Origin of the sequence: Kitasatospora purpeofusca, assembly GCF_036010405.1 — a bacterium.
GTDB lineage: Bacteria > Actinomycetota > Actinomycetes > Streptomycetales > Streptomycetaceae > Kitasatospora > Kitasatospora purpeofusca.
Map to the genome: position 1 here is coordinate 4943674 of NZ_CP108561.1, position 20326 is coordinate 4963999.

The 20326-nt window shown below is 74.9% G+C and carries 19 protein-coding genes; 11 read left to right on the forward strand and 8 right to left on the reverse strand.

Annotated features, from left to right (window positions below; genetic code table 11):
• Positions 1-101 precede the first annotated feature (101 nt).
• The 6 genes from OG715_RS21940 to OG715_RS21965 all read left to right on the forward strand — a co-directional run bounded on the left by OG715_RS21940 (position 102) and on the right by OG715_RS21965 (position 7246).
• On the forward strand, positions 102-1679 hold the full coding sequence (locus OG715_RS21940) for an SPFH domain-containing protein (RefSeq protein ID WP_266270558.1): 1578 nt from the start codon (positions 102-104) through the stop codon (positions 1677-1679).
• A gap of 81 nt (positions 1680-1760) precedes the next feature.
• Positions 1761-2774: a 3-oxoacyl-ACP synthase III family protein gene (locus OG715_RS21945; protein WP_266270559.1), complete on the forward strand. Its 1014-nt coding sequence runs from the start codon at positions 1761-1763 to the stop codon at positions 2772-2774.
• Positions 2771-3511, forward strand: a complete 741-nt coding sequence (locus OG715_RS21950) for a glycosyltransferase family 2 protein (RefSeq protein ID WP_266270560.1) — start codon at positions 2771-2773, stop codon at positions 3509-3511. The genes OG715_RS21945 and OG715_RS21950 overlap by 4 nt, the downstream gene beginning before the upstream one ends.
• An 83-nt stretch (positions 3512-3594) precedes the next feature.
• On the forward strand, positions 3595-5082 hold the full coding sequence (locus OG715_RS21955; RefSeq protein WP_266270561.1) for a class I adenylate-forming enzyme family protein: 1488 nt from the start codon (positions 3595-3597) through the stop codon (positions 5080-5082).
• Positions 5079-6323, forward strand: a complete 1245-nt coding sequence (locus tag OG715_RS21960; protein WP_266270562.1) for a cytochrome P450 family protein — start codon at positions 5079-5081, stop codon at positions 6321-6323. The genes OG715_RS21955 and OG715_RS21960 overlap by 4 nt, the downstream gene beginning before the upstream one ends.
• Entirely contained in the window at positions 6314-7246 is a 933-nt protein-coding gene (locus OG715_RS21965; protein ID WP_266270563.1) for an NAD-dependent epimerase/dehydratase family protein, read from the forward strand. The genes OG715_RS21960 and OG715_RS21965 overlap by 10 nt, the downstream gene beginning before the upstream one ends.
• Positions 7247-7317: 71 nt before the next feature.
• Here the strand turns inward: OG715_RS21965 and OG715_RS21970 are convergent, their stop codons facing one another.
• The 3 genes from OG715_RS21970 to OG715_RS21980 form a co-directional block, all read right to left on the reverse strand.
• A complete protein-coding gene (locus tag OG715_RS21970) occupies positions 7318-7518 on the reverse strand; it encodes a DUF5326 family protein (protein WP_266270564.1) in 201 nt (66 codons plus the stop codon).
• A 238-nt stretch (positions 7519-7756) separates the two neighbouring features.
• Complete coding sequence (gene tenA, locus OG715_RS21975) at positions 7757-8425, reverse strand: thiaminase II (RefSeq protein WP_266270566.1); 669 nt, start codon at positions 8423-8425, stop codon at positions 7757-7759.
• Between the two features lie 37 nt (positions 8426-8462).
• Positions 8463-8780, reverse strand: coding sequence for a cupin domain-containing protein (locus OG715_RS21980; protein WP_266270567.1), 318 nt, complete (start codon positions 8778-8780; stop codon positions 8463-8465).
• Between the two features lie 103 nt (positions 8781-8883).
• Between OG715_RS21980 and OG715_RS21985 the strand changes: the two genes are divergently transcribed.
• Positions 8884-9258, forward strand: a complete 375-nt coding sequence (locus tag OG715_RS21985) for a phage holin family protein (RefSeq protein WP_030392367.1) — start codon at positions 8884-8886, stop codon at positions 9256-9258.
• 169 nt (positions 9259-9427) lie between these two features.
• Positions 9428-9955, forward strand: a complete 528-nt coding sequence (locus OG715_RS21990; RefSeq protein ID WP_266270568.1) for an NUDIX domain-containing protein — start codon at positions 9428-9430, stop codon at positions 9953-9955.
• A gap of 44 nt (positions 9956-9999) precedes the next feature.
• On the opposite strand, the gene OG715_RS21995 is transcribed toward OG715_RS21990, so the two are convergent.
• From OG715_RS21995 to pdhA, 4 genes are all read right to left on the reverse strand, one after another.
• The gene (locus OG715_RS21995; protein ID WP_266270569.1) at positions 10000-11880 is read right to left on the reverse strand and encodes a globin domain-containing protein; all 1881 of its coding nucleotides are present in this window, start codon (positions 11878-11880) and stop codon (positions 10000-10002) included.
• 230 nt (positions 11881-12110) lie between these two features.
• Positions 12111-13472: a dihydrolipoamide acetyltransferase family protein gene (locus OG715_RS22000; protein WP_266271774.1), complete on the reverse strand. Its 1362-nt coding sequence runs from the start codon at positions 13470-13472 to the stop codon at positions 12111-12113.
• Between the two features lie 5 nt (positions 13473-13477).
• The gene (locus OG715_RS22005) at positions 13478-14488 is read right to left on the reverse strand and encodes an alpha-ketoacid dehydrogenase subunit beta (RefSeq protein ID WP_407661124.1); all 1011 of its coding nucleotides are present in this window, start codon (positions 14486-14488) and stop codon (positions 13478-13480) included.
• On the reverse strand, positions 14485-15624 hold the full coding sequence (gene pdhA, locus OG715_RS22010) for a pyruvate dehydrogenase (acetyl-transferring) E1 component subunit alpha (protein ID WP_266270571.1): 1140 nt from the start codon (positions 15622-15624) through the stop codon (positions 14485-14487). Before pdhA ends, OG715_RS22005 begins: the two co-directional genes overlap by 4 nt.
• 164 nt (positions 15625-15788) lie before the next feature.
• Between pdhA and OG715_RS22015 the strand changes: the two genes are divergently transcribed.
• Positions 15789-16235: an Lrp/AsnC family transcriptional regulator gene (locus tag OG715_RS22015; RefSeq protein ID WP_078879731.1), complete on the forward strand. Its 447-nt coding sequence runs from the start codon at positions 15789-15791 to the stop codon at positions 16233-16235.
• A gap of 73 nt (positions 16236-16308) precedes the next feature.
• Here OG715_RS22015 and OG715_RS22020 read toward each other — a convergent pair whose 3' ends face one another.
• Positions 16309-16893, reverse strand: coding sequence for a TetR/AcrR family transcriptional regulator (locus OG715_RS22020; RefSeq protein WP_266270572.1), 585 nt, complete (start codon positions 16891-16893; stop codon positions 16309-16311).
• 126 nt (positions 16894-17019) lie between these two features.
• Here OG715_RS22020 and OG715_RS22025 point away from each other — a divergent pair, with 126 nt between their 5' ends.
• A complete protein-coding gene (locus tag OG715_RS22025; RefSeq protein ID WP_266270573.1) occupies positions 17020-18288 on the forward strand; it encodes a glycosyltransferase family protein in 1269 nt (422 codons plus the stop codon).
• A gap of 169 nt (positions 18289-18457) precedes the next feature.
• Positions 18458-20158: a phenylacetic acid degradation protein PaaN gene (gene paaN / locus OG715_RS22030; RefSeq protein WP_266270574.1), complete on the forward strand. Its 1701-nt coding sequence runs from the start codon at positions 18458-18460 to the stop codon at positions 20156-20158.
• Positions 20159-20326 lie beyond the last annotated feature (168 nt).

The window sequence follows — 20326 nt, forward strand, 5'->3', positions numbered from 1 at the left end:
ACCTTGTGACGGTGTGTCATGTCAGGTCCCTTTCCCCGCGACCGGACCGGGCGGACAATCCATTTCGGCGCATCTTCTGCGCCGGAAGGGGGAGTTGAACCATGGGATTCGTCATCGTCGGGGCGGTCGCCGGGGCCCTGGTGGCCGGGATCACGCTCTTCAAGCTGATGTGGCGGGTGGCCGAGCCGAACGAGGCACTGATCATCTCCGGTTCCCGCCACCGCACCGAGGGGGTCGGTGACGGGCTGGGCTTCCGGATCGTCACCGGCCGGGGGACCCTCGTCACCCCCGGTCTCCAGGGCGTCCGGCGGCTCTCGCTGGACCTCAACGAGGCCGACCTGAACGTCGAGTGCGTCACCACGCAGGGCATCCCGGTCCGGGTCAAGGGCGTGGTCATCTTCAAGGTCGGCGACGACGACGTCTCCATCGCCAACGCCGCCCGCCGCTTCCTGGACCAGCAGAAACTGATCAGCCAGCGCGTCCACAACGTCTTCGCCGGGCACCTGCGGTCGATCGTCGGCGGACTCACCGTCGAGGACATGATCCGCGACCGCGAGCGGCTCACCGGCGAGACCAGGGCCGCCTCCGGGCTGGAGATGGAGAAGCTCGGGCTGATCATCGACACCCTGCAGATCCAGGAGATCATCGACCCGACCGGCTACATCAAGAACCTCGCCATCCCGCATGCCGCCGCCGTCCAGCGGGACGCCAGGATCGCCCAGGCGGCGGCCGACCGGGTGGCCACCGAGGCCGAGCAGGAGGCGGCCGCCCGCAAGGCCGAGGCCACCCGCAACAGCGAGATCCAACAGGCGTCCTACCAGGCCGAGATGGACACCGCGACGGCCCGCGCCCGGCAGGCAGGCCCGCTCGCCGACGCCGCCTCCCGGCAGGAGGTGGTGGTCCAGGAGACCCGGGTCGCCGAACTGGAGGCGCGGCGCAAGGAGCAGCAGCTCCAGATCGAGGTGCGCAAGCCCGCCGACGCCCGCGCCTACGACACCCGCACCAGCGCCGAAGCGGCCCGTGACGCCCGGATCTCCGCCGCCCAGGCGCAGGCCCAGGAGACCGAGCTGGCGGCCGCGGCCGAGGCCGGCCGGGTGCGGATCGCCGCCGAGGCGGACGCCGATGCCACCCGGGCGCGCGGTCTGGCGCAGGCCGAGGCGACCACCGCCACCGGGCGGGCGGAGGCGGCCTCGGTCGAGGCGCGCGGCCTGGCCGACGCCGCCTCGGCCCGGGCGGTCGCGCTGGCCAGGGCCGAGGGCATCAAGGCCCGCGCCGCCGCCCTCGCCGAGAACCAGGAGGCCGTGGTGGCACAGGAGTTGGCCGAGCAGTGGCCGCAGATCGTGCGGGCGGCGGCCGAGTCCTTCGGCAATGTGGAGCACATGGTGCTGCTCAACGGCGCGGACGGGATGGGGGAGATGTTCGCCAAGGCGCTCGCGATGGGCGGCACCGGGCTCGGGCTGGCCCGGCAGTTGCTGTCCACCGTCGGCGGGGACAGCACTCCTGGCACCGGTGCACCTGCCGCCGGCGCTGGCGCTTCTGCCGCCGGTGCTCCCGGGTCCGGTGCTCCCGCGGCTGCGGTTACGGTCTCCGTCCCCGTACCGGTGGACGCCGTGCCGGCCGGCTTCCTCCCCCGCGACGGTGCGGACCGCCGCGAGGACGAGGAGTCCGAGCAGGACTGACCCGGCCCGAGTAGCCCCGCGGCGCCCGCCTGAGTACCCGTACTCAGGCGGGCGCCGCCCCGTCCGCAGCACGATGGGGCCATGCACCCAGCAGCCACCGCGCGGATCGGCATCACCGCCGTCGGATCCCAGCTCCCCGCCCGCCGACTGACCTCCCGGCAGCTCCAGGACGAGATCACCGCCGGCGGCCGGCTGCGCCTGCCGGAGCGGACCTTCGAGAAGGCCACCGGCATCGTCACCCGGCACTTCGCGGCCGACGGCGAGTACGCCTCCACCCTCGCCCTCGGCGCCGCCCGGCGCGCCCTGGACAGCCGCGGCCTGGACCCGCTGGACATCGACCTGCTGCTGTTCGCCTCGGCCACCCGGGATGTCGCCGAACCCGCCACCGCCCATCTGGTGCAGTCCGAACTCGGCTCGCGCGCCCACGCCTTGGACGTCAGCAACGCCTGCAACAGCTTCCTCAACGGGATCGACCTGGCCCGCTCGATGATCCTGGCCGGCCGGGCCCGGCGGGCCCTCGTGGTCACCGGCGAGACACCCAGCCGGGCGATGCGGCGGGACCCCGGCGGGGCGGAGGAGTTCCGCGAGGGCTTCGCCGGCTACACCTTCGGCGACGCGGGCGCCGCCGTCGTGGTGGAGGCGGTGGAGCGCGGCGGCATCCTCGACGTGGAGACCGAGACCGCCTCCGAGCACTGGCGGACCGGCGGCATCCCCGGCGGCGGCTCGCGCCACCCGCGCGGCGACGAGTACAGCTACTTCCGCGGCGCTGGAACGGAGTTGCGCGGTGTCTTCGAGAAGATCGGCCTGGACATCCTGACCCGGGTGGCCGCCCGCACCGGCCTCGGCTGGCAGGACTACGCCCGGGTGCTGGTCCACCAGGTGACCGTCCCCTACCTGGAGCGCTTCGTGGAGGCCACCGGGGTGCCGGAGGAGAAGCTGGTGGTGACGGTGCCCGAGCTCGGCAATGTCGCCAGCGCCACGATCGGGATCCAGCTCGACCGAATACGCGAGGAGCTGGCACCGGGCGACAAGGTGCTGATGCTCGGCCTCGGCGGCGGCGTGAGCCTGATGACGATGGTCTGGGAGGCGTCGTGACCGGGCTCTGGGTGGTCGTCCCCGCCTACCGGGAGGAGGCCAGGATCACCGCCACCCTGAATGCCCTCGCCGTCCAGCGGGACCGGGAGTTCACCCTGCTGGTCGCCGACAACGGCTCCACCGACGGCACCGTCGAGGCCGTCCGTGCCTTCGCCGCCCGGGCACCCTTCCCGGTCGAGGTGCTGGTCGAGCCCGAGAAGGGCGTCGGTTCGGCGGTCGACACCGCGTTCCGGCACGCCATCGCGCGCGGCGCCACCCTGCTCGCCCGTACCGACGCCGACTGCCTGCCCACCCCCGGCTGGACCGCCGCCGCCCGGGCCGCCCTGCTCGACGGGGGCGGACTGGTCTGCGGCCGGGTCACCGCCCGCCGGGACGAGCACGGGCCGGCCGGGCGCGCCGTCTTCCTGGTGCTGGTCGCGCTGGGCGCGTTCTTCGGCCGGATCCGGCCCGCGCACCACCGGCGGCACGGCTACCTCACGCCGTACCGGATGCACGCGGGCAACAACATGGCGATCACCGCCGAGCTGTACCTGGCGGTCGGCGGCATGCCGCGCCGGCCCTCGCCCACCGACCGGATGTTCATCAACCGGGTCCGCCGGCACACCACCGCGATCACGCAGCGCCGGGACATGGTGGTGCAGAACTCCACCCGCCGGATCCGCGCCTACGGGGTGGTCGGCACCGCCCGCTGGTACCTGGAGCGCGGCGCCGGCACCCGCGCCGTCGACGTCCGGTGACTGCCGGCCGCCCCTGCCACGGCCACGGCCGTCCCCACCACCGGCCCCCAGGCCCCGGATCCACCGCAACCCGAGGACACCCCGTGCTCGACCGGCTCGCCCACGACCTGCGCACCCGGCACCCCGACCGCCCCGCCGTCCTGGCCCACACCCGGCTCGGCGGCACCCGCGTCCGGATCCGGCGGGGTGAACTCGCCGCCCTCGCCGACACCTACGCCGTCGCCCTGAACGCCCGCGGCCTCGGCCAGGACACCACCCTCGGCCTCGCCCTGCGCCCCGGCCCGCGCGCACTCGCCGTCATGCTCGCCGCGCACCGGCTCGGCCTGCGGATCGCCGTCCTCGACCCGACCGCGGGCCCCGACGTCCTGGCCGCCCGGCTCGCACTGGCCCGCCCGGACCTGGTCCTCGCCGACGCCGCCGCCCAGGCGGTGGCCGGCTGGGCCCGGCCACTGGCCCGCCGCGCCGACCTCGCCCTCCCCCCGCTGGAACTGCTCGGCCCGGTCGCCACCCTCGGCCGCCGACTGCCCGGCTGCGCACCCAGGCTGCGGGTCGGACGGTTCGGCGCGTCGGTACCGAGCATCCCCGGTTCCGACGCACCCGCGCGCGACACGGACGCCGTCATCGTCTTCACCTCCGGCACCACCGCCAGCCCGCGCGCCGTGGTGCACTCCCGGGGCGGCCTCGCCACCGGTCTGCGCACCGTCGGCGAACTGGTCGACCCGCGCCCCGGCTCCGTCGTCCTGGGCGGCACCTTCTTCGTGCTCGTCCCCGCGCTGAGCGCCGGGGCCGCCGTCGCCCTGCCCGCCCGCGAACCGGCCGCGCTGGCCCGCCAGCTCTCCCGGCTCACCCCCGCCCACACCTACCTCACCCCGCCGCAGCTGCGCGCCGCGCTCGGCGCCGGAGCCCGGTTCACCGGCCGGGTCTGGACCGGCTCGGCACCCGCCGACGCCACCCTGCTCCGCCGGGTCAAGCAGGCCGGGGCGGACCAGGCCTGGGGCGTCTACGCGCTCACCGAGCTGTTCCCGGCGGCCGCCGTCGAGGAGGCCGAGAAGAGCGCCTTCACCGGGCCCGGCGACCTGGTCGGCGCACCGCTGCCGGGCGTGCGCACCGCGCTCGCGCCGGACGGCGAACTGCTGCTCGGCGGACCGGGCGCCCGGCACCGCTACCTCGGCGAGGAGCCCGACCCCTGGGTGCGCACCGGCGACCTCGCCACGCTCGACCCGGACGGCCGGATCGTGCTCGGCGGTCGGCTCAAGGACATGGTGCTGCGCCGCGCCGAGAACATCTATCCCGGTCTCTACGAACCGTCCCTGCACCTGCCGGGCGTCGAGCTCGCGGTGCTGGTCGGCGTCCCGGACGGGGACGGTGACGAACGGCTGGTCGCCCTGGTCCAGCCCTCGCCCGGCACCGAACCGCGACAGCTGCGCGCCGCGCTGGCCGGACCGCTGGCGCGGATGGGCTCGGCCCGCCCGGACGCGGTGCTGTTCGGCCGGGTTCCGCTGGCCGGGCGCTCCCGCAAGCCGGACCGCGCGGCGGCTTCCGCCCGGTGCGCCCGGGAGCTGGCCGGATGAGCGGGAACGCACGCGTGGCGGACCGCGCGACGGACCGCGCGACGGACCGCACGACGCCGGTACCGGCCGCGCACCGGGCCGCCCGCCGCCGGGACCGCCGGGTGTATCTGCGCAGCCACCCCCTGCTGTTCGCGCTGCTCGCCGCCACCCGCCGCCGCCCGGTCGCCCGGCTCGGCCGCACCGTGCTGGTGCACGACGCCGAGGCGTACCGCACCGCACTCACCCGGATCCCGCTGGACCGCACCGCTCACGGCACCACCGGCGGGGCCGCCGCCGAACTCACCTCCGGCGGAATGCTGTTCGACCAGGAAGGCGCCGAACACCGTTCTGCCCGGCGGGCGTTGGCAGTGGAACTGGACGCATCCGCCGTGGACCGGCTCCGCCCGTCCTGGCAGGCGGTGCTCGCCGAGCGGCTCCCCGTGCTCGCCAACGAAGACCTCGAACTCGTCTCCCTGGCAAGGGAGCTGGCCGGAGTCACGGCAGCCGCGCTGACCGGGGCGGCGGCCTGCCCGAGAGCCCTGGCCGGAGCCGCCGCCGAGGCCGCCGCAGCCGCCACCCGCGACCATCTGCCCGGCCCCCGCCCGCCCGGCGCGGCCCGGACGGCCGCCGCCCGGGCCGCCGAACTCGCCGTGCTGCTGCCCGACCCCCGGGACGCCATGGTCGCGGTCGCCGCCGTCAACACCAGCGTCGCCGCGCTCCCCCGGGCCGCCGCGTGGTGCGCGGACGCCGGACTCTGGTCCTCGGCCGACGCCGCCGGAGCGCCCGCGCTGGCCGCCGAACTGCTCCGGCTCACCGCACCCTCGCCGCTGCTCCCCCGGGTGGCCGCCGCCGAGGCCGTGCTGGCCGGGCGGCGGGTCCGGGCCGGGGACCGGCTGGTCCTGGTCGCCCGGCACGCCGCCGGGGCGCACCGGCCCGCGCCCGCCCCCGGGCCCGCCGCCACCCAGGCGGTGTTCGGCGCCGGCCCGCACGCCTGCCCGGGCGCCGGGGTGGCCCGCGCCCTGCTCGCCGAACTGCTGGTCGCGCTCGCGCCGTACCGGCCGGTGGTCGTCCGGGCCCGGGTCGACCGGCGGGCCGCGCTGCCCGGCTGGGCCGAACTCACCCTGCGCGCCACCCGCGCCCCCGCCCCGGCCGGCCCGTGCCCGACCGGACCGCGGCCCACCGATCAAAGACCCACCGATCAAAGACCTACCGAACCAAGATCCACCGAAGCAGGACCCACCCAGGAGACCCGATGCGGATAGCCGTCACCGGCGCGAGCGGCTTCTGCGGCTCCCACGTCGTCCGGGCCGCCCTCGCCGCCGGCCACGAGGTGGCCTGCCACGGCCGCCGCCCCGGACCGGCCGGCCGCCACGTCCCCTGGGACGCCACCGCAGGGGAGCCCGACTTCACCGGCGCCGACGCGGTCGTGCACTGCGCCGCCGCCGTCGCCGACCTGCCCCGGAACACCGGGGCCGAGGCCGCCCAGTACGCCGTCAACGTCGCCGGTACCGAGCGGCTGCTGCGGGCCGCCGGGGACCGCCCACTGGTCTGGGTCTCCAGCGCCAGCGTCTACGACCCGAGGGCCGACCGGGGCTCCGTCGGGGAGGACCACCCCACCGGGGCCGGCCAGCTCAACGCGTACGGGCGCACCAAGGCCGCCGGTGAGCGGCTCGCCCTCGCCGCGGGCGCCGTGGTGCTGCGCCCGCGCGCGGTGTACGGGCCCGGCGACCCGCATCTGGTGCCCCGGCTGCTGGAGCGGGTCCGGCGGGGACGGCTGCTGCTGCCCGGCGGCGATGTGCGGCTCAGCCTCACCGCGGTGCAGAACCTCGCCGACGCCTGCCTGTCCGCGGTCGGCGCGGGCCGCACGGGAGACCGGCCGTGGACGCCGGTCGCCTACAACATCGCCGACGCCCGCCCCTACCGGCGCGACGAGGTGGTCCGCGCGGTGCTGGCCGCGCACGGCGTGACCGCCCGGATCCACCATGTGCCGGCGCCGCTGGCCCGGCTGGCCGCCCGCACCGGGCGGCTGCCCGGCCTGACCCCGTACGCGGTGGACCAGCTCTCCCGCGACGTCGTGCTGGACCTCACCCGGGCCCGCACCCAGGGCTGGCGGCCGCACCGGGACCTGGACGCCTTCCTCCGCGAGACCGAGGAGAGCGCCGCCCACCCCGCGCCCCGCCCGTGAACCGTGAACCGTGAACGCCCGACGCCCGCGCCCCGGAGAGGGGGCGCGGGCGTCGGGGCAGGTCCGGGTTGCTAGTTCTTTGCGGCCTTCTTGACGAGGACCACCACGGCGGCGGCGATACCGACCACCACCAGCGCCTTGACGGCGAAGGCCAGCAGCGCGCCGACCACACCGAAGACGAACATCAGCAGGTTCCACGCCAGGATCAGTACCAGTACCGGAACAACGATGTTCCGCACCCACGAGGGCAGCGACTTCCAGAGCTCAGCCATGTCCGTTCCTTCTCTCCCCTTGGGGTCGGCTGCCGTCCGGTGCCGCATCCCGCTCGCTTTCGTACTTCGATCGTACGGCGGCCGGAGGGGCGGAACGAGGGCCAACGGCCCCGAGAGAACCCGGAGATCACCCCGACCCCGGACCCCGGGTGAACCCGCCCCCGACCTCGGGGAACGACCCCTGACCCCGGCCCGCCCCTACCCCGTCCGTGCCCCGTCCGCGCCCCCGTCGCGGGCCTCAGACCGGCCAGGACTCCCGGCGCCAGGCGGCGTCCCAGAACATCCACTCGTACCGGGAGGTGGTGACGAAGTGCTCGACCACCCGGCGCCGCTCGGTGGGGGAGATCTCCTCGCCGAGCCGGTCGGTCAGCGCCAGCACCCGCCGCACCACCGACTGGAACGCCTCGTCGCCGTAGGTGGCGATCCACTTCGCGTAGAGCGGGTCGGGGGAGCCCTCGGCGAGCAGCCGCTCGCCGACCCGGGCGTAGATCCAGTAGCAGGGCAGCACGGCGCCGACCGCCTCCGCGAAGGAGCCGCCGTAGACCGTGGCGAGCAGGTAGCTGGTGTAGGCGCGGGTGGTCGGCAGCACCGGTTCGGCGGCGGCCTCCTCGGCGGTGTCGCCGAAGGCGTCGAGGAACTCGGCGTGCATCCCCTGCTCGGCGGCCAGCGCGCCGATCGCGTCGTCGGCGAAGGCCCGCACCTCCTCCTCGCCCGGGGCCCTGGCCGCGCAGACGGCCAGCGCGCGGGCGTAGTCGCGCAGGTAGTGCGAGTCCTGCACGACGAAGTGGCGGAACGCCTCCCGCGGCAGGGTGCCGTCGGTGAGGCCGGAGATGAAGGGGTGGTCGAGGATCTCGGCGTAGACCGGCTCGATCGCCGCCCAGAGTTCTTCGGTCAGGCTCAGGCTCATGCCCCGACCCTAACCGGCCCTCCTCCGGACCCCCGGTTCAGTCCTCCGGCGGGGAGAACACCACCAGCACCCGCAGTTCTTCGGTGATGTGGTGGAAGCGGTGCGGGGTGCCGGCCGGCACGTAGACGACGGTGCCCCGGCCGACGGTGGCGGTCTCGTCCCCGACCGTCAGCTCGGCCCGGCCGCTGATGACCTGGTAGATCTCGTCCTGGGCGTGCGCGGTCTGGGTGTCGGTGTCGCCGGGGGCGAGCGCGTAGAGGCCGGCCGACATCCTCGGCTCCCGCAGGAAGCGCAGGTACGCGCCGTCGTTGGCGGCGCGCTCGGCGTCCAGGTGGTCCAGTCGGAACAGTTTCATCGGGGAGCACCCCTTCTCGTACGGACCTCGAACCACCGGCATTCAACACCACCGGGCCGCCCGGGGCGGCGTCACCCCTTGACCGACCTGGGACGCTGGCCCCATGAAGGGTTTCGTCATCAAGACACTGATCAACGCGGCGGCCATCTGGGTCGCCGCCTGGATCGTCCCCGCGATCACGCTCACCGGGGACGACTGGAAGCACAAGACGCTCACGGTGGTCGCCGTGGCGCTGGTCTTCGGCGTGGTCAACTGGCTGATCAAGCCGGTGGTGAAGTTGTTCTCCCTCCCCCTGTTCATCCTGACTCTCGGCCTGTTCACCTTCGTGGTGAACGCGTTGATGCTGTGGCTCACCTCGTGGGCCTCGGACAAACTCGACCTCGACTTCCACGTCGACGGCTTCTGGGCCGCGCTGTTCGGCGCGCTGATCGTCAGCCTGGTCTCCTGGGGCCTGAGCCTCGCCCTCGACGAGGACTGAGCGCGAACGCCGCCGCCCCACCCCGGACGCCACCGCCCGCACCGAACGGCCCTCGCCCCGCCCCGAACGCCACCGCCCGCCCCGGACGGACGCAACCGGGGCGGGGCGCGTTTCGGCCGGTCCGGGCTGCGGGAGAATCCCGCACAACGCTCCAGCCCCGGAGGTCGCCGTGCGCACCCCGCCCCGCCCAGTCGTCAAGCGCACCGCCCGGGCGATCGTGCTGGAGACGGATCCGAACGACCCGTACGGACCGGCCTCGCTGGTCCTGATCAGGCGCACCCGCCCCGGCTCCCCGCACCCGTACTGGATCACGCCCGGCGGGGGTGTCGAGCGGAGCGACCGCACCGTGGTCGAGGCCCTGCACCGCGAGGTGGACGAGGAGCTCGGCGGCAAGGTGGTCGACGTGGTCTCCGCCTTCGTGGACACCATCAGCCACACCCACCACGACGACGGCAGCCTGCTCCACCCGCACGGGGTCAAGGTGCAGCACTTCTTCGTCTGCCGGCTCGCCTCGATGGATCTCGACCGCCGGCACGGGCCCGAGGTGGAGGAGCCCAACGGCGACTACGAGGTGGTGCGGGTGCCGTTCACCCGCGAGGGCGTGACCTCGGTCAATGTGGTGCCGCCGGCCCTGCGGGCCTACCTCGCCGCCAACATCGAGGGCGTCCGCGCCCTGCTCGCCCCCGACCTCGTCTGACGGTCCGCGGCCCGACCGGGCGGCTCACGACGCCGTGGATCGGCTCACGGCGCGGCCAGGTCGCCGACCAGGTCGTGCCGGATCCGCTCGGCCGGCAGCCCGGACCGCAGCAGCACCCCGCTCGTCCGCCGGACCATCGCGGGCGGGCCGGACAGGTAGGCCGTCCGTCCGGTCCACGGCCCGAACCGGGCCACCGCCTCCGGGAGTTCTCCCGCGAGCAGACCCGCGGCGGCGGCCTCCGCCGTCCCCGCGCCGGGGCCGGACAGCACCGCGCGCACGGTCAGCCAGCGGTGCCGGTCGGCCAACTCCCGCAGCGCCGCCAGCTCGTAGAGCTCGGCGGAGGTCCGCGCACCGTGGAACACCTCCACCGAGCGGCCCCCGGCGCCGCGCCCGGCGACCTCCTCGACCAGTGCCCGCAGCGGCGCGATCCCGGTGCCCCCGCCCACCAGCAGCAGGTCGCCGTCGTCGGTGTCGTCCAGGGTCATCCCGCCGACCGCCGGGCCGAGCCGCAGCATGTCCCCGGGCGCGGCCCGGTGGACCAGGGCGTTGCTCACCCAGCCCGCCTGCACCGCCTTGACGTGGAAGGTCAGCAGACCGTCCGGCCGGGGCGCGGAGGCGAACGAGAAGTGCCGCCAGACCCGGGGCCACCAGGGCGTCTCCAGGCTGGTGTACTGCCCGGCGCGGTACGGGTAGGCCTGGTCCGGGCGGACGGTGAGCACCGCGACGTCCGGGGTCCGGCGCTCGTGCGCCACCACTTCGCCCTGCCACCAGGGCGGCGAGGTGCGGGCGGCCTCCTCGGCGGCCTCGATCATGATCGAGGAGACCAGCCGGTAGACCCGGCGCCAGGCCAGCTCGGTCTCGGCGTTCCACCGGCTGCCCGCGTACTTGGCCAGCGCCGCCACCAGGCATTCGCCGACCGGGCCGTAGTGGCCGGTCAGGGTGCCGTAGCGGCGGTGGCCCCGGCCCAGCGCGCCCAGGTGGGCGCGCAGCCCCTCCGGGTCGCCGGCGCTGCGGGCGGCCGTCAGCAGGGCGCGGAACAGCCGGTCGCGCTGGACGTCCATGGCGGCCGGGAAGAGCGCCCTGATCTCGGGGTGGCCGAGGAAGATCAGGGCGTAGAAGTGCGCGGTGGCCCGGTCCGCGACCGGCTCGACGACCGCCAGGCTGGTCCGGATCAGTTCGATGTCCCGGGCGGTGGGCGGCAGTTCGGCGGCGTCGCGGGGCTCCGGGAGCGCGGCGGGCAACGGGGCCTGCGGCGCTTCCGCAGCCGGCGGAGCGTCCGGTGACACGTCCGGTGACGTGGCGCCGCCGAGGGTGCGCAGCGCCCACGCGCGGGACCACTGGTCGCCGGGTCCGGCCCAGTTGAGACCGGGCGCGCTGGTGAACAGCGGCTCGATCACGGGGCCGCCGGTCGCCGCCGCTGCGGGCGGGGCCGGGACGGCGGGCGGTTCGACGGGGCGCGGGGGGACGACCAACGGCGGCGGGACGGCGGGCGGCGCGGTCGGCGGCGCCGGGGCCACCGGCCGGACGGACTGCACCGGCACCACGGGCAGGACGGGTTCCACGGGGGCCATCGGCAGGACCGGCCCGGTCACGATCGGCCCGGGCGCCACCGGCCCGAGCACCACCGGCCCGAGCACCACCGGCCCGAGCGCCACCGGTCCTGGCGCGACCGGCCCGAACACCGGCGGCAGGTCCGGCGGAACCGGCGGCGCGGAGGGCTCCGCAGGCGGAGCGACGTCCACGACCGCGTCCGTCACCGAGCCCGTCACCCCGTCCGCCCCGTCCGCCCCGTCCGCCCCGTCCGCCCCGGTCTCCGCCCCGGCCTCCGGTACGACGCCCGGCGCGGCCTCCGGCAGGCCGGGAACGGCCGAGGCCGCCGCCGATCCGTGCCCGGTACGGACCAGGAGTGTTCTGCGGGACTTCACCGCAACGTTTCGAGTACCCAAGAGAATCGTTTCGCCTCCGGCCGGCCTACGCCACCACCTGGCTTGTCTCTGTTGACGCCCAGGAAGCGTGGCATGCCCGAAGTGCTCATCCGACAAATAGCGTGAAGCCCGGACACCCGCCCCCCGGACGCGCTACTCTCCCCGCCGCGCTCGCCCTGGGTGTCGGTTCCACCACCCAGGGCGAGCAGGCCGCCGGCCGGAACGCGGGCTCAGAGCCGCCGCAGCAGCACGCCCGGCTGTTCGACACAGTCCGCGACGAACCGCAGGAACCCGCCCGCGGTACCGCCGTCGCAGACCCGGTGGTCGAAGGTGAACGACAGCTGGGTCACCTCGCGCACCGCCAACTCGCCCTGGTGGACCCAGGGTTTGGCGACGATCCGGCCCACCCCGAGCATCGCCGCCTCCGGGTGGTTGAGGATCGGGGTGGAACCGTCCACGCCGAACACCCCGTAGTTGTTCAGGGTGAACGTGCCGCCGGTCAGCTCGGCCGGGGCGATCGCCCCGGTCCGCGCCGCCTCGGTCAACCGGCCCAGTTCCTCGCCGAGTTGCTCGGTGGTGAGGCGCTGCGCGTCCCGTACCACCGGGACGACGAGGCCGCGCTCGCCCTGCGCCGCGAAGCCCAGGTGCACCGCCGAGTGCCGCAGGATCGCCGAACCGTCCGGAGTCACGCTGGAGTTGAGATCGGGGAAGCGCTCCAGCCCGACCGCGCAGATCCGGGCGAGCAGCGCCAGCACGCTCACCTTCGGCCCCGGCACGGCGTTCAACTGCCGCCGCAGTGCCATCAGTTCGGTGGCATCGGCGTCCACCCAGCAGGTCGCGGCGGGGATCTCCCGGTGGCTGCGGCCGAGCTTCTCGGCCACCGCCTTGCGCAGCCCGCGCAGCGGGACGACGGACCCGGCACCCGAGGGCAGCGCCCCCACCGCCTCGACCGGCGCGACAGCAGGCGCAGCGGCGACCTTGGCCGCGACCGCCCGTTCGACGTCCGCCCGCGTGATCAGGCCGTCCGGCCCGCTGCCGGCGACCGCCGTCAGTTCGACGCCCTGCTCCCGCGCCAACCGCCGTACCAGCGGCGAGATCACGGCGGGCACACCGCCGGCGACGACCGGCACCGCAGCGGCCACCGGCACCGGCACCGGAGCAGCCACCGCGACCGGGGCCACCGCGACCGCAGCCCGGGCCACCGGAGCCGAAGCCCCGCCGCCCCCGACCCGGCGCCGCCGTCCGCCCCGGTCCGGCTCGGCGACCCCGTACCCGACCAGCGGCCGTTCCACCGCCGCCGCCCGCTCCACCACCGGCACCGCCGCGAGCGGCGGCTCGCCCTCGCCCGGCGACACCGCGACCGTCACCAGCGGCGCGCCGACCAGGACCTCCTCGCCGACCGCGCCGAACAGCGCGGTCACCACCCCGCCGTAGGGACAGGGCACCTCGACCACCGCCTTGGCGGTCTCCACCTCCACCACCGGCTGGTCGATCGCGATCACCTCGCCGACCTCGACCAGCCAGCGCACGACCTCCGCCTCGGTGAGTCCCTCACCGAGGTCGGGCAGGGTGAACTCGCGCACGACGGGCATCATCCTCAGTCCTCCCACTGCAGCCGGGCGACCGCGTCCAGGATCCGGTCCACCCCGGGCAGGTGGTGGTGCTCCAGCATCGGCGGCGGGTACGGGATGTCGAATCCGGTGACCCGCAGCACGGGCGCCGCCAGGTGGTGGAAGCAGCGCTCGGTGACCCGGGCGGCGATCTCCGCACCGGTGCCGCCGAAGCCGCCCGCCTCGTGCACCACCACGGCCCGGCCGAGCGAGCGCACCACCCGGCAGACCGTCTCGTCGTCGAACGGCACCAGGGAGCGCAGGTCCAGCACCGCGAGGTCCCAGCCCTCGGCCTTCGCCACCTCGGCCGCCTCCAGGCAGACCGGCAGCGAGGGGCCGTAGGTGATCAGCACCGCGGAGGTGCCGGTCCGGCGCAGCGCGGCCCGCCCGATCGGCTCGACCGGGGCGGCGGGGTCGAACCCGTCCTTCCCCCAGTACATCCGCTTGGGCTCGAGGAAGACCACCGGGTCGTCCGAGGCGATCGAGGCCCGCAGCAGCCCGTACGCGTCGGCCACGGTGGCGGGCGTGACCACGTGCAGGCCGGGGGTGGAGGCGTAGTACGCCTCGGAGGCGTCGCTGTGGTGCTCCACGCCTCCGATGCCGCCGCCGTAGGGGATCCGGACGGTGATCGGCATGGGCAGCCGGCCGGCGGTGCGGTTGCGCATCTTGGCGACGTGCGAGAACAGCTGCTCCAGCGCCGGGTAGGCGAAGGCGTCGAACTGCATCTCGACCACCGGCCGCAGCCCGTACATGGCCATGCCGACGGCGGTGCCGAGGATGCCCGCCTCGGCGAGCGGGGTGTCCAGGCAGCGGTCGGGCCCGAACTCGGCGGTCAGTCCGTCGGTGATGCGGAAGACGCCGCCGAGCGCGCCGACGTCCTCGCCGAGCATGTGCACCGTCGGGTCCTCGCGCATGGCGTCGCGCAGCGCCGTGTTGAGCGCCTGCGCCATGCTGGCCGTGCGGGCCGGGGCGGCGGGGGAGACAGCGGTCGTCATCAGGGCTGCACCTCGGCCTCGGCGGCCAGTTCCTCGGCCAGCTGCGCCGCCTGCTCGCGCAGTTGCGGGGTCGGCTCGGCGTACACGTGGGTGAACAGGGACATCGGGTCGAGCTCGGGCTCGGCGTGGAACTCGGCGCGCATCCGGGCCGCGAGCGCCTCGGCCTCCTCGGCGGCGTCCCGGACCAGGTCCTCGTCCAGTACCCGGAGCTCGCGCAGCGCGCGCTCCATCAGCAGGATCGGGTCGTGCTCCCGCCAGGCCGCGACCTCGGCCTCGGTCCGGTAGCGGGTGGCGTCGTCGGCGTTGGTGTGCGCCTCGACCCGGTAGGTGAGGGCCTCGACCAGGGTCGGGCCGCCGCCGGTGCGGGCCCGTTCGACCGCCTCGGCCAGTACCCCGTGCACGGCGGGGGCGTCGTTGCCGTCGACGAGCCGGCCGGGCATGCCGTAGCCGACGGCCTTGTGGGCCAGGGTCGGGGCGGCGGACTGGGCGCTGAGCGGGACGGAGATCGCGTAGCCGTTGTTCTGGACCAGGAAGACCACGGGGGCCTGGAGCACGGCGGCGAAGTTCAGTGCCTCGTGGAAGTCGCCCTCGCTGGTGCCGCCGTCGCCGAGCATGGCCAGCGCGACCGCCGGCTCGCCGCTCAGCCGGGCGGCGTGCGCCAGTCCGACCGCGTGCGGCCCCTGGGTGCCGAGGGGGGTGCAGAGCGGCGCGGTCCTGGTGGCCCTGGGGTCGTAGCCGGTGTGGGCGTTGCCGCGGAGCAGGGTGAGGGCCTCCAGCGGGTCGACGCCGCGGGAGACGACGGCCAGGGTGTCGCGGTAGCTGGGGAAGAGCCAGTCGCGCTCCTCCAGCACCAGCGCGGCGGCGACCTGGCAGGCCTCCTGGCCGGTCGAGGCGGGGTAGACGGCGAGCCGGCCCTGCTTGGTGAGGGTGGTCGCCTGCTGGTTGTAGCGGCGGCCGACGACGAGGCGGCGGTACAGCTCGCGGAGCAGCACGGGATCGTACTTCTCCAGCGCGGGAGTACCGAGGACCCGGACCGGAGCGGGGTCGGGGAGCAGCGGGGCCGGGTCGGTGCGGGGGGCGGTGGCCCCGGGCAGCCAACCGGGCACGGCCGTGTGGTGTCTGTGGTCGAGAACGGTCATCTCGGGGCACCTCCAGGGGTGGCGGGGGCTCCCTACCGATTGTTCGGTCGTCTGTTCATCTTGACCAGAAGCGTGCGAAGGTGGTGGACAATCGGCCCGGGTGGCGGTCGACTGGTGGCATTGCGTCCAATCGTCGGGGGTGGGGGGTCATGTCGGCTGAACAGATGTCCAGACTCGACCGGGTCGACCGGGCGATCCTGCGGCTGCTGCAGCAGGACGGCCGCGCCTCCATCCGCTCGGTGGCCGAGCGGGTGCACGTGTCCCGGGCGAACGCGTACGCCCGGATCTCCAGGATGGTCGAGGACGGCGTGATTCGCGGCTTCACCGCCAGGGTGGACCACGAACGCGCAGGTCAGGGGGCTTCCGCCTACATCACCCTGAAGATCGTGCAGAACTCCTGGCGGACGGTGCGGGAGCAGTTGCTGGCCCTGCCGGGGGTCGCGCACATCGCGCTGGTCGGCGGTGACTTCGACGTCCTGCTGCTGGTGCACACGGCCGACAACCACGCCCTGCGGGAGCTCGTGCTCAACCGCATCCAGTCGATCCCCCAGGTGCTCGGCACCCGGACCATGCTGGTCTTCGAGGAGACGGACCAGGTCCCGCCGGACTGACGGCGGGCTCCCCGCGCCGGCCCGCACCGCCCCGCACCGGCCCGCCTCGCCGGGCGGCCGGGCGGGGAGCGCCCTACCGGGCCCGGAGGCCGTCGAAGGCCAGGTGGACCACCGCGTCGGCGACGCCGTCGGCGGCCTTGAGGCCCGGCCGGTACCACTCCACGATCGAGTTGATCATGCCGAAGAGCAGCCGGGTGGCCAGCCGCGGCTCGACGTCCGCCCGCAGCGCACCGTCCGCGACGGCGGCCCGCAGCAGCTCGGCCACCTGGTGGTCGAAGTCCCGGCGGCGCTCCAGCGCCCACTGCTCGGTGACCGTGTTGCCGCGCACCCGCAGCAGCAGGGTGACGTAGGGCAGCTCCGCGAGCAGCACCTCGGCGGTCCGCCGCACCACGTGCTCCAGCCGCTCCACCGCCGGACCCTCGACCGCGGCCGGCTCGGCCAGGATCCCGAACAGGCCGTCCAGCGCCCGCCCGACGGCCAGCCGGAGCAGCTCCTCCTTGCCGCGCACATGGTGGTAGATCGAGGACTTGGAGATCCCGGCCGCACGCGACAGGTCCTCCATCGAGGTGCCGTCGTACCCGCGCTCGTTGAACACGTCGACGGTGACCGCGAGCAGGGACTCCACGGTGTAGGCGGTGCGCGGGGTGTGATCGGCCATTCCCCGAGTATCCCCGCCCGCCCCGTCCCGACGGCGCCCGGGGTGACCTGGTCCACACCAAAGCCCGGACCCAGACCCTAGACTCGGCGGACGATCCGTCCAAGGCCGAGCAGGTGGGGAAGTCGCATGAGCGCAATACCGGCAGTCGAATCCGATCTGCCCGAACAGCGCAGCGGCGTCACCACGACCGAGCCCGCCCTCGACTGGCGTGAACGCGCCCGGGACCTCGTCCTGCGCTTCGGGCCGGCCGTGTGGTGCTACGCCGTCCTGAAGCTGGTCGGCTTCACCGTCTTCATGAAGCTGCTCTCCTTCTCCGGGGACTACCTGAAGAAGCACCCCCGTTTCGGCGGCGGCGCCAACCCCTGGGACGTGCTGGCCAGCTGGGACGGCTGGTGGTACCAGCAGGTCGCCCGGTTCGGCTACCACCCGGCGCTGGTGGCCGTCCCGAACGGCGTCCCGGGCTTCACGATCGAGCAGAACTCGGCCGCCTTCTTCCCGCTCTACCCGGGCCTGATGCGGCTGGTCTCCGAGGTGAGCCCGTTCGGCCTGTACGGGGCCGGGATGATCGTCTCGGTGGTCGCCTCGCTGTTCGCCGCGGCCGGCATCTACGCCGTGGTGGACCGGATGGCCGGCCCGCGCGCGGGCGTGATCGCGGCCGGCCTGTGGGCGATCGCCCCGGGGTCGGGCGCCGAGTGGGCGCTCTACTCGGACTCGCTGTTCGTCGCGCTGGCCGCCTGGTCCTGCTACTGCGTGATGACCAAGCAGTGGGTGGCGGCCGGGGTGCTCACCCTGGTCGCGGGCCTCAACCGGCCCACCTCGGCGGCGCTGATCGGCGCGGTCGGCCTGGCCGCCCTGGTGGAGCTCTACCGGCGGGAGAGCGGGGTGGCGCGCCCGCTGACCGCGATGCTGCTGGCCCCGCTGGGGCTGCTCGGCTACGTCGGCTGGGTGGGCTGGCGGACGGGCGAGTGGGGCGGCTACTTCACCCTCCAGCACGACGCCTGGCTGCACTACTTCGACTGGGGCCAGGGCACCTGGGCCGCGCTCCGCGGCGTGCTGCTGGGCCGCAACGACTACCCGTTCGCCTGGCACACGGCCGACATGCTGGCGACGCTGATCGTGCTGAGCCTGCCGGTGCTGATCGTGCTGCTGGTCCGGCTGCGCCCGCCGCTGGTGCTGACCGCGTACACCCTGGCCACCATCGTCTCGGTGCTCGGCAGCCTGGGCATCTTCGGCAACACCTCGCGCTACCTGCTGCCGGCCTTCCCGCTGCTGATCGCGCTCGCGGTGGCGATGCGGAAGCTGAGCTGGCCGGTGCTGGCGGCGGTGCTGGGCTCCGGGGCGGTCGCCTCCGGCTGGTACGGCGGGTACGTGATCTTCGAGCTGGGCATCCCGTAACCGCTCCGGTTGCCCGGCCCCGGGGGCGCGTCCGTCACGGACGCGCCCCCGGCGTTTTCGCCCGCCTTCTTCGCGCTCCGGTACCCCGATCCCGTTCGCCCTCTTGAGCCGACCGATCGTTCGGTTACTCTGTGACGTGTCCCGTCCTCCCCTCTGAGGAGCGCACACCATGTCCGCAGCGGTCACCCACCCCCTCGTCGCCGAACTCGTCGAACGCCACCGGGCCACCCTGGCGGCCGCGGTCGACGCCGCCGCCAAGCGCGACTACTGGTCGCCCTACCCCGAGTTCCCGAAGGCCTACGGCGAGAGCGCCGCCGCGGACGGCAGGGCCGCCTTCGAAGCCCTGCTGAACCAGCCGTTCGAGCTGCCCGGCCACCCCGCCGACGGCGACACGGTCGGCGGCGAGGTCTCCCCGTACGGCCTCGAACTCGGCATCGGCTACCCGCACGCCGGACCGGACGCCCTGATCGCCGCGCTGACCGCCGCCCGCCCGGCCTGGGCCGCCGCCGGCCCGCTCACCCGCGCCGCGGTCTGCCTGGAGATCCTGGCCCGGATCAACGCCCGCTCGCACGAGTTCGCCAACGCGGTCATGCACACCACCGGCCAGGCCTACGCGATGGCCTTCCAGGCCGGCGGCCCGCACGCCCAGGACCGCGGCCTGGAGGCCGTCGCCTACGCGTACGCCGAGCAGACCCGGCTGCCCGAGAGCGCCGGCTGGACCAAGCCGCAGGGCAAGCGGGACCCGCTGGTGATGACCAAGGAGTTCACCGTCGTCCCGCGCGGCCTGGCGCTGCTGATCGGCTGCAACACCTTCCCCACCTGGAACGGCTTCCCCGGCCTGTTCGCCTCGCTCGCCACCGGCAACCCGGTGCTGGTCAAGCCCCACCCGCGGGCCGTGCTCCCGCTGGCGCTCACCGTCCGCATCGCCCGCGAGGTGCTGGCCGAGGCCGGCTTCGCCGCCGACCTGGTCTGCCTGGCCGCCGAGCACGAGGGCGGCACGGTGGCCCGGACCCTGGCCGTCCGCCCCGAGATCAGGCTGATCGACTACACCGGCTCCACCGCCTTCGGCGACTGGCTGGAGGAGCACGCCAAGCAGGCCGAGGTCTACACCGAGAAGGCCGGCGTCAACACCGTCGTCGTCGACTCCACCGACGACTACAAGGGCATGCTGAACAACCTGGCCTTCTCGCTCTCGCTGTACAGCGGCCAGATGTGCACCACCCCGCAGAACCTGCTGGTCCCGCGCACCGGCATCGACACCGACCAGGGCGCCAAGTCCTACGACGAGGTGGTCCGCGACCTCGCCGCCGCCGTCGAGGGCCTGCTCTCCGACGACGCCCGCGCCGCGGCCGTCCTCGGCGCCGTGGTCAACCCCGGCGTGCTGCAGCGCTCGGCCGCCGCGGCCGGCGGCGAGTACGGCGAACTCGCCCTCGCCCCGAGGGCCGTGGAGCACCCGGAGTTCCCGGGCGCGACCGTCCGCACCCCCGCCCTGGTCAAGCTGGACGCCGACAAGCCGGACGACCGCGCGGTCCTGCGCGCCGAGTGCTTCGGCCCGGTCTCCTTCGCCGTCGCCGTCGAGGACACCGCCGCCGCCGTCGAGCTGCTGCGCGACACCGTCCGCACCCAGGGCGCGATGACCGCCGCCGCCTACACCACCTCACCCGAGGTCGAGGCCGCCCTGGTCGGGGCCGCCCTCGACGCCGGCGTCTCGCTCTCCCTCAACCTCACCGGCGGGGTGTACGCCAACCAGACCGCCGCCTTCTCCGACCTGCACGGCACCGGCGCCAACCCGGCCGCCAACTCCGCCTACTGCGACGGCGCGTTCGTCGCCAACCGGTTCCGCACCGTGGAGATCCGCCGCCACAGCTGAGCCGCCCCGACCCGGCCGGCGCCACCCTCCCGGTGGCCCGCGCCCCCGGTCCCCGGCCACGCGCCGGGGACCGGAGATTCACAACGCCACTCCCGGGAAGCGATGATGGGGGCCGGGGAAACGCCACGCACGGCGTCCAGCCGCTGTTCGAGCACCGGGAGCTGACAC

What these genes read in the sequence shown, in the direction of transcription:
- OG715_RS21940 (WP_266270558.1), top strand. Translation starts at nt 102, where the DNA reads ATGGGATTCGTCATCGTCGGGGCGGTCGCCGGGGCCCTGGTGGCCGGG.
- OG715_RS21945 (WP_266270559.1), top strand. Translation starts at nt 1,761, where the DNA reads ATGCACCCAGCAGCCACCGCGCGGATCGGCATCACCGCCGTCGGATCC.
- OG715_RS21960 (WP_266270562.1), top strand. Translation starts at nt 5,079, where the DNA reads ATGAGCGGGAACGCACGCGTGGCGGACCGCGCGACGGACCGCGCGACG.
- OG715_RS21965 (WP_266270563.1), top strand. Translation starts at nt 6,314, where the DNA reads ATGCGGATAGCCGTCACCGGCGCGAGCGGCTTCTGCGGCTCCCACGTC.
- OG715_RS21970 (WP_266270564.1), bottom strand. Translation starts at nt 7,518, where the DNA reads ATGGCTGAGCTCTGGAAGTCGCTGCCCTCGTGGGTGCGGAACATCGTT.
- tenA (WP_266270566.1), bottom strand. Translation starts at nt 8,425, where the DNA reads ATGAGCCTGAGCCTGACCGAAGAACTCTGGGCGGCGATCGAGCCGGTC.
- OG715_RS21980 (WP_266270567.1), bottom strand. Translation starts at nt 8,780, where the DNA reads ATGAAACTGTTCCGACTGGACCACCTGGACGCCGAGCGCGCCGCCAAC.
- OG715_RS21985 (WP_030392367.1), top strand. Translation starts at nt 8,884, where the DNA reads ATGAAGGGTTTCGTCATCAAGACACTGATCAACGCGGCGGCCATCTGG.
- OG715_RS22000 (WP_266271774.1), bottom strand. Translation starts at nt 13,472, where the DNA reads ATGCCCGTCGTGCGCGAGTTCACCCTGCCCGACCTCGGTGAGGGACTC.
- pdhA (WP_266270571.1), bottom strand. Translation starts at nt 15,624, where the DNA reads ATGACCGTTCTCGACCACAGACACCACACGGCCGTGCCCGGTTGGCTG.
- OG715_RS22015 (WP_078879731.1), top strand. Translation starts at nt 15,789, where the DNA reads ATGTCCAGACTCGACCGGGTCGACCGGGCGATCCTGCGGCTGCTGCAG.
- OG715_RS22020 (WP_266270572.1), bottom strand. Translation starts at nt 16,893, where the DNA reads ATGGCCGATCACACCCCGCGCACCGCCTACACCGTGGAGTCCCTGCTC.
- OG715_RS22025 (WP_266270573.1), top strand. Translation starts at nt 17,020, where the DNA reads ATGAGCGCAATACCGGCAGTCGAATCCGATCTGCCCGAACAGCGCAGC.
- paaN (WP_266270574.1), top strand. Translation starts at nt 18,458, where the DNA reads ATGTCCGCAGCGGTCACCCACCCCCTCGTCGCCGAACTCGTCGAACGC.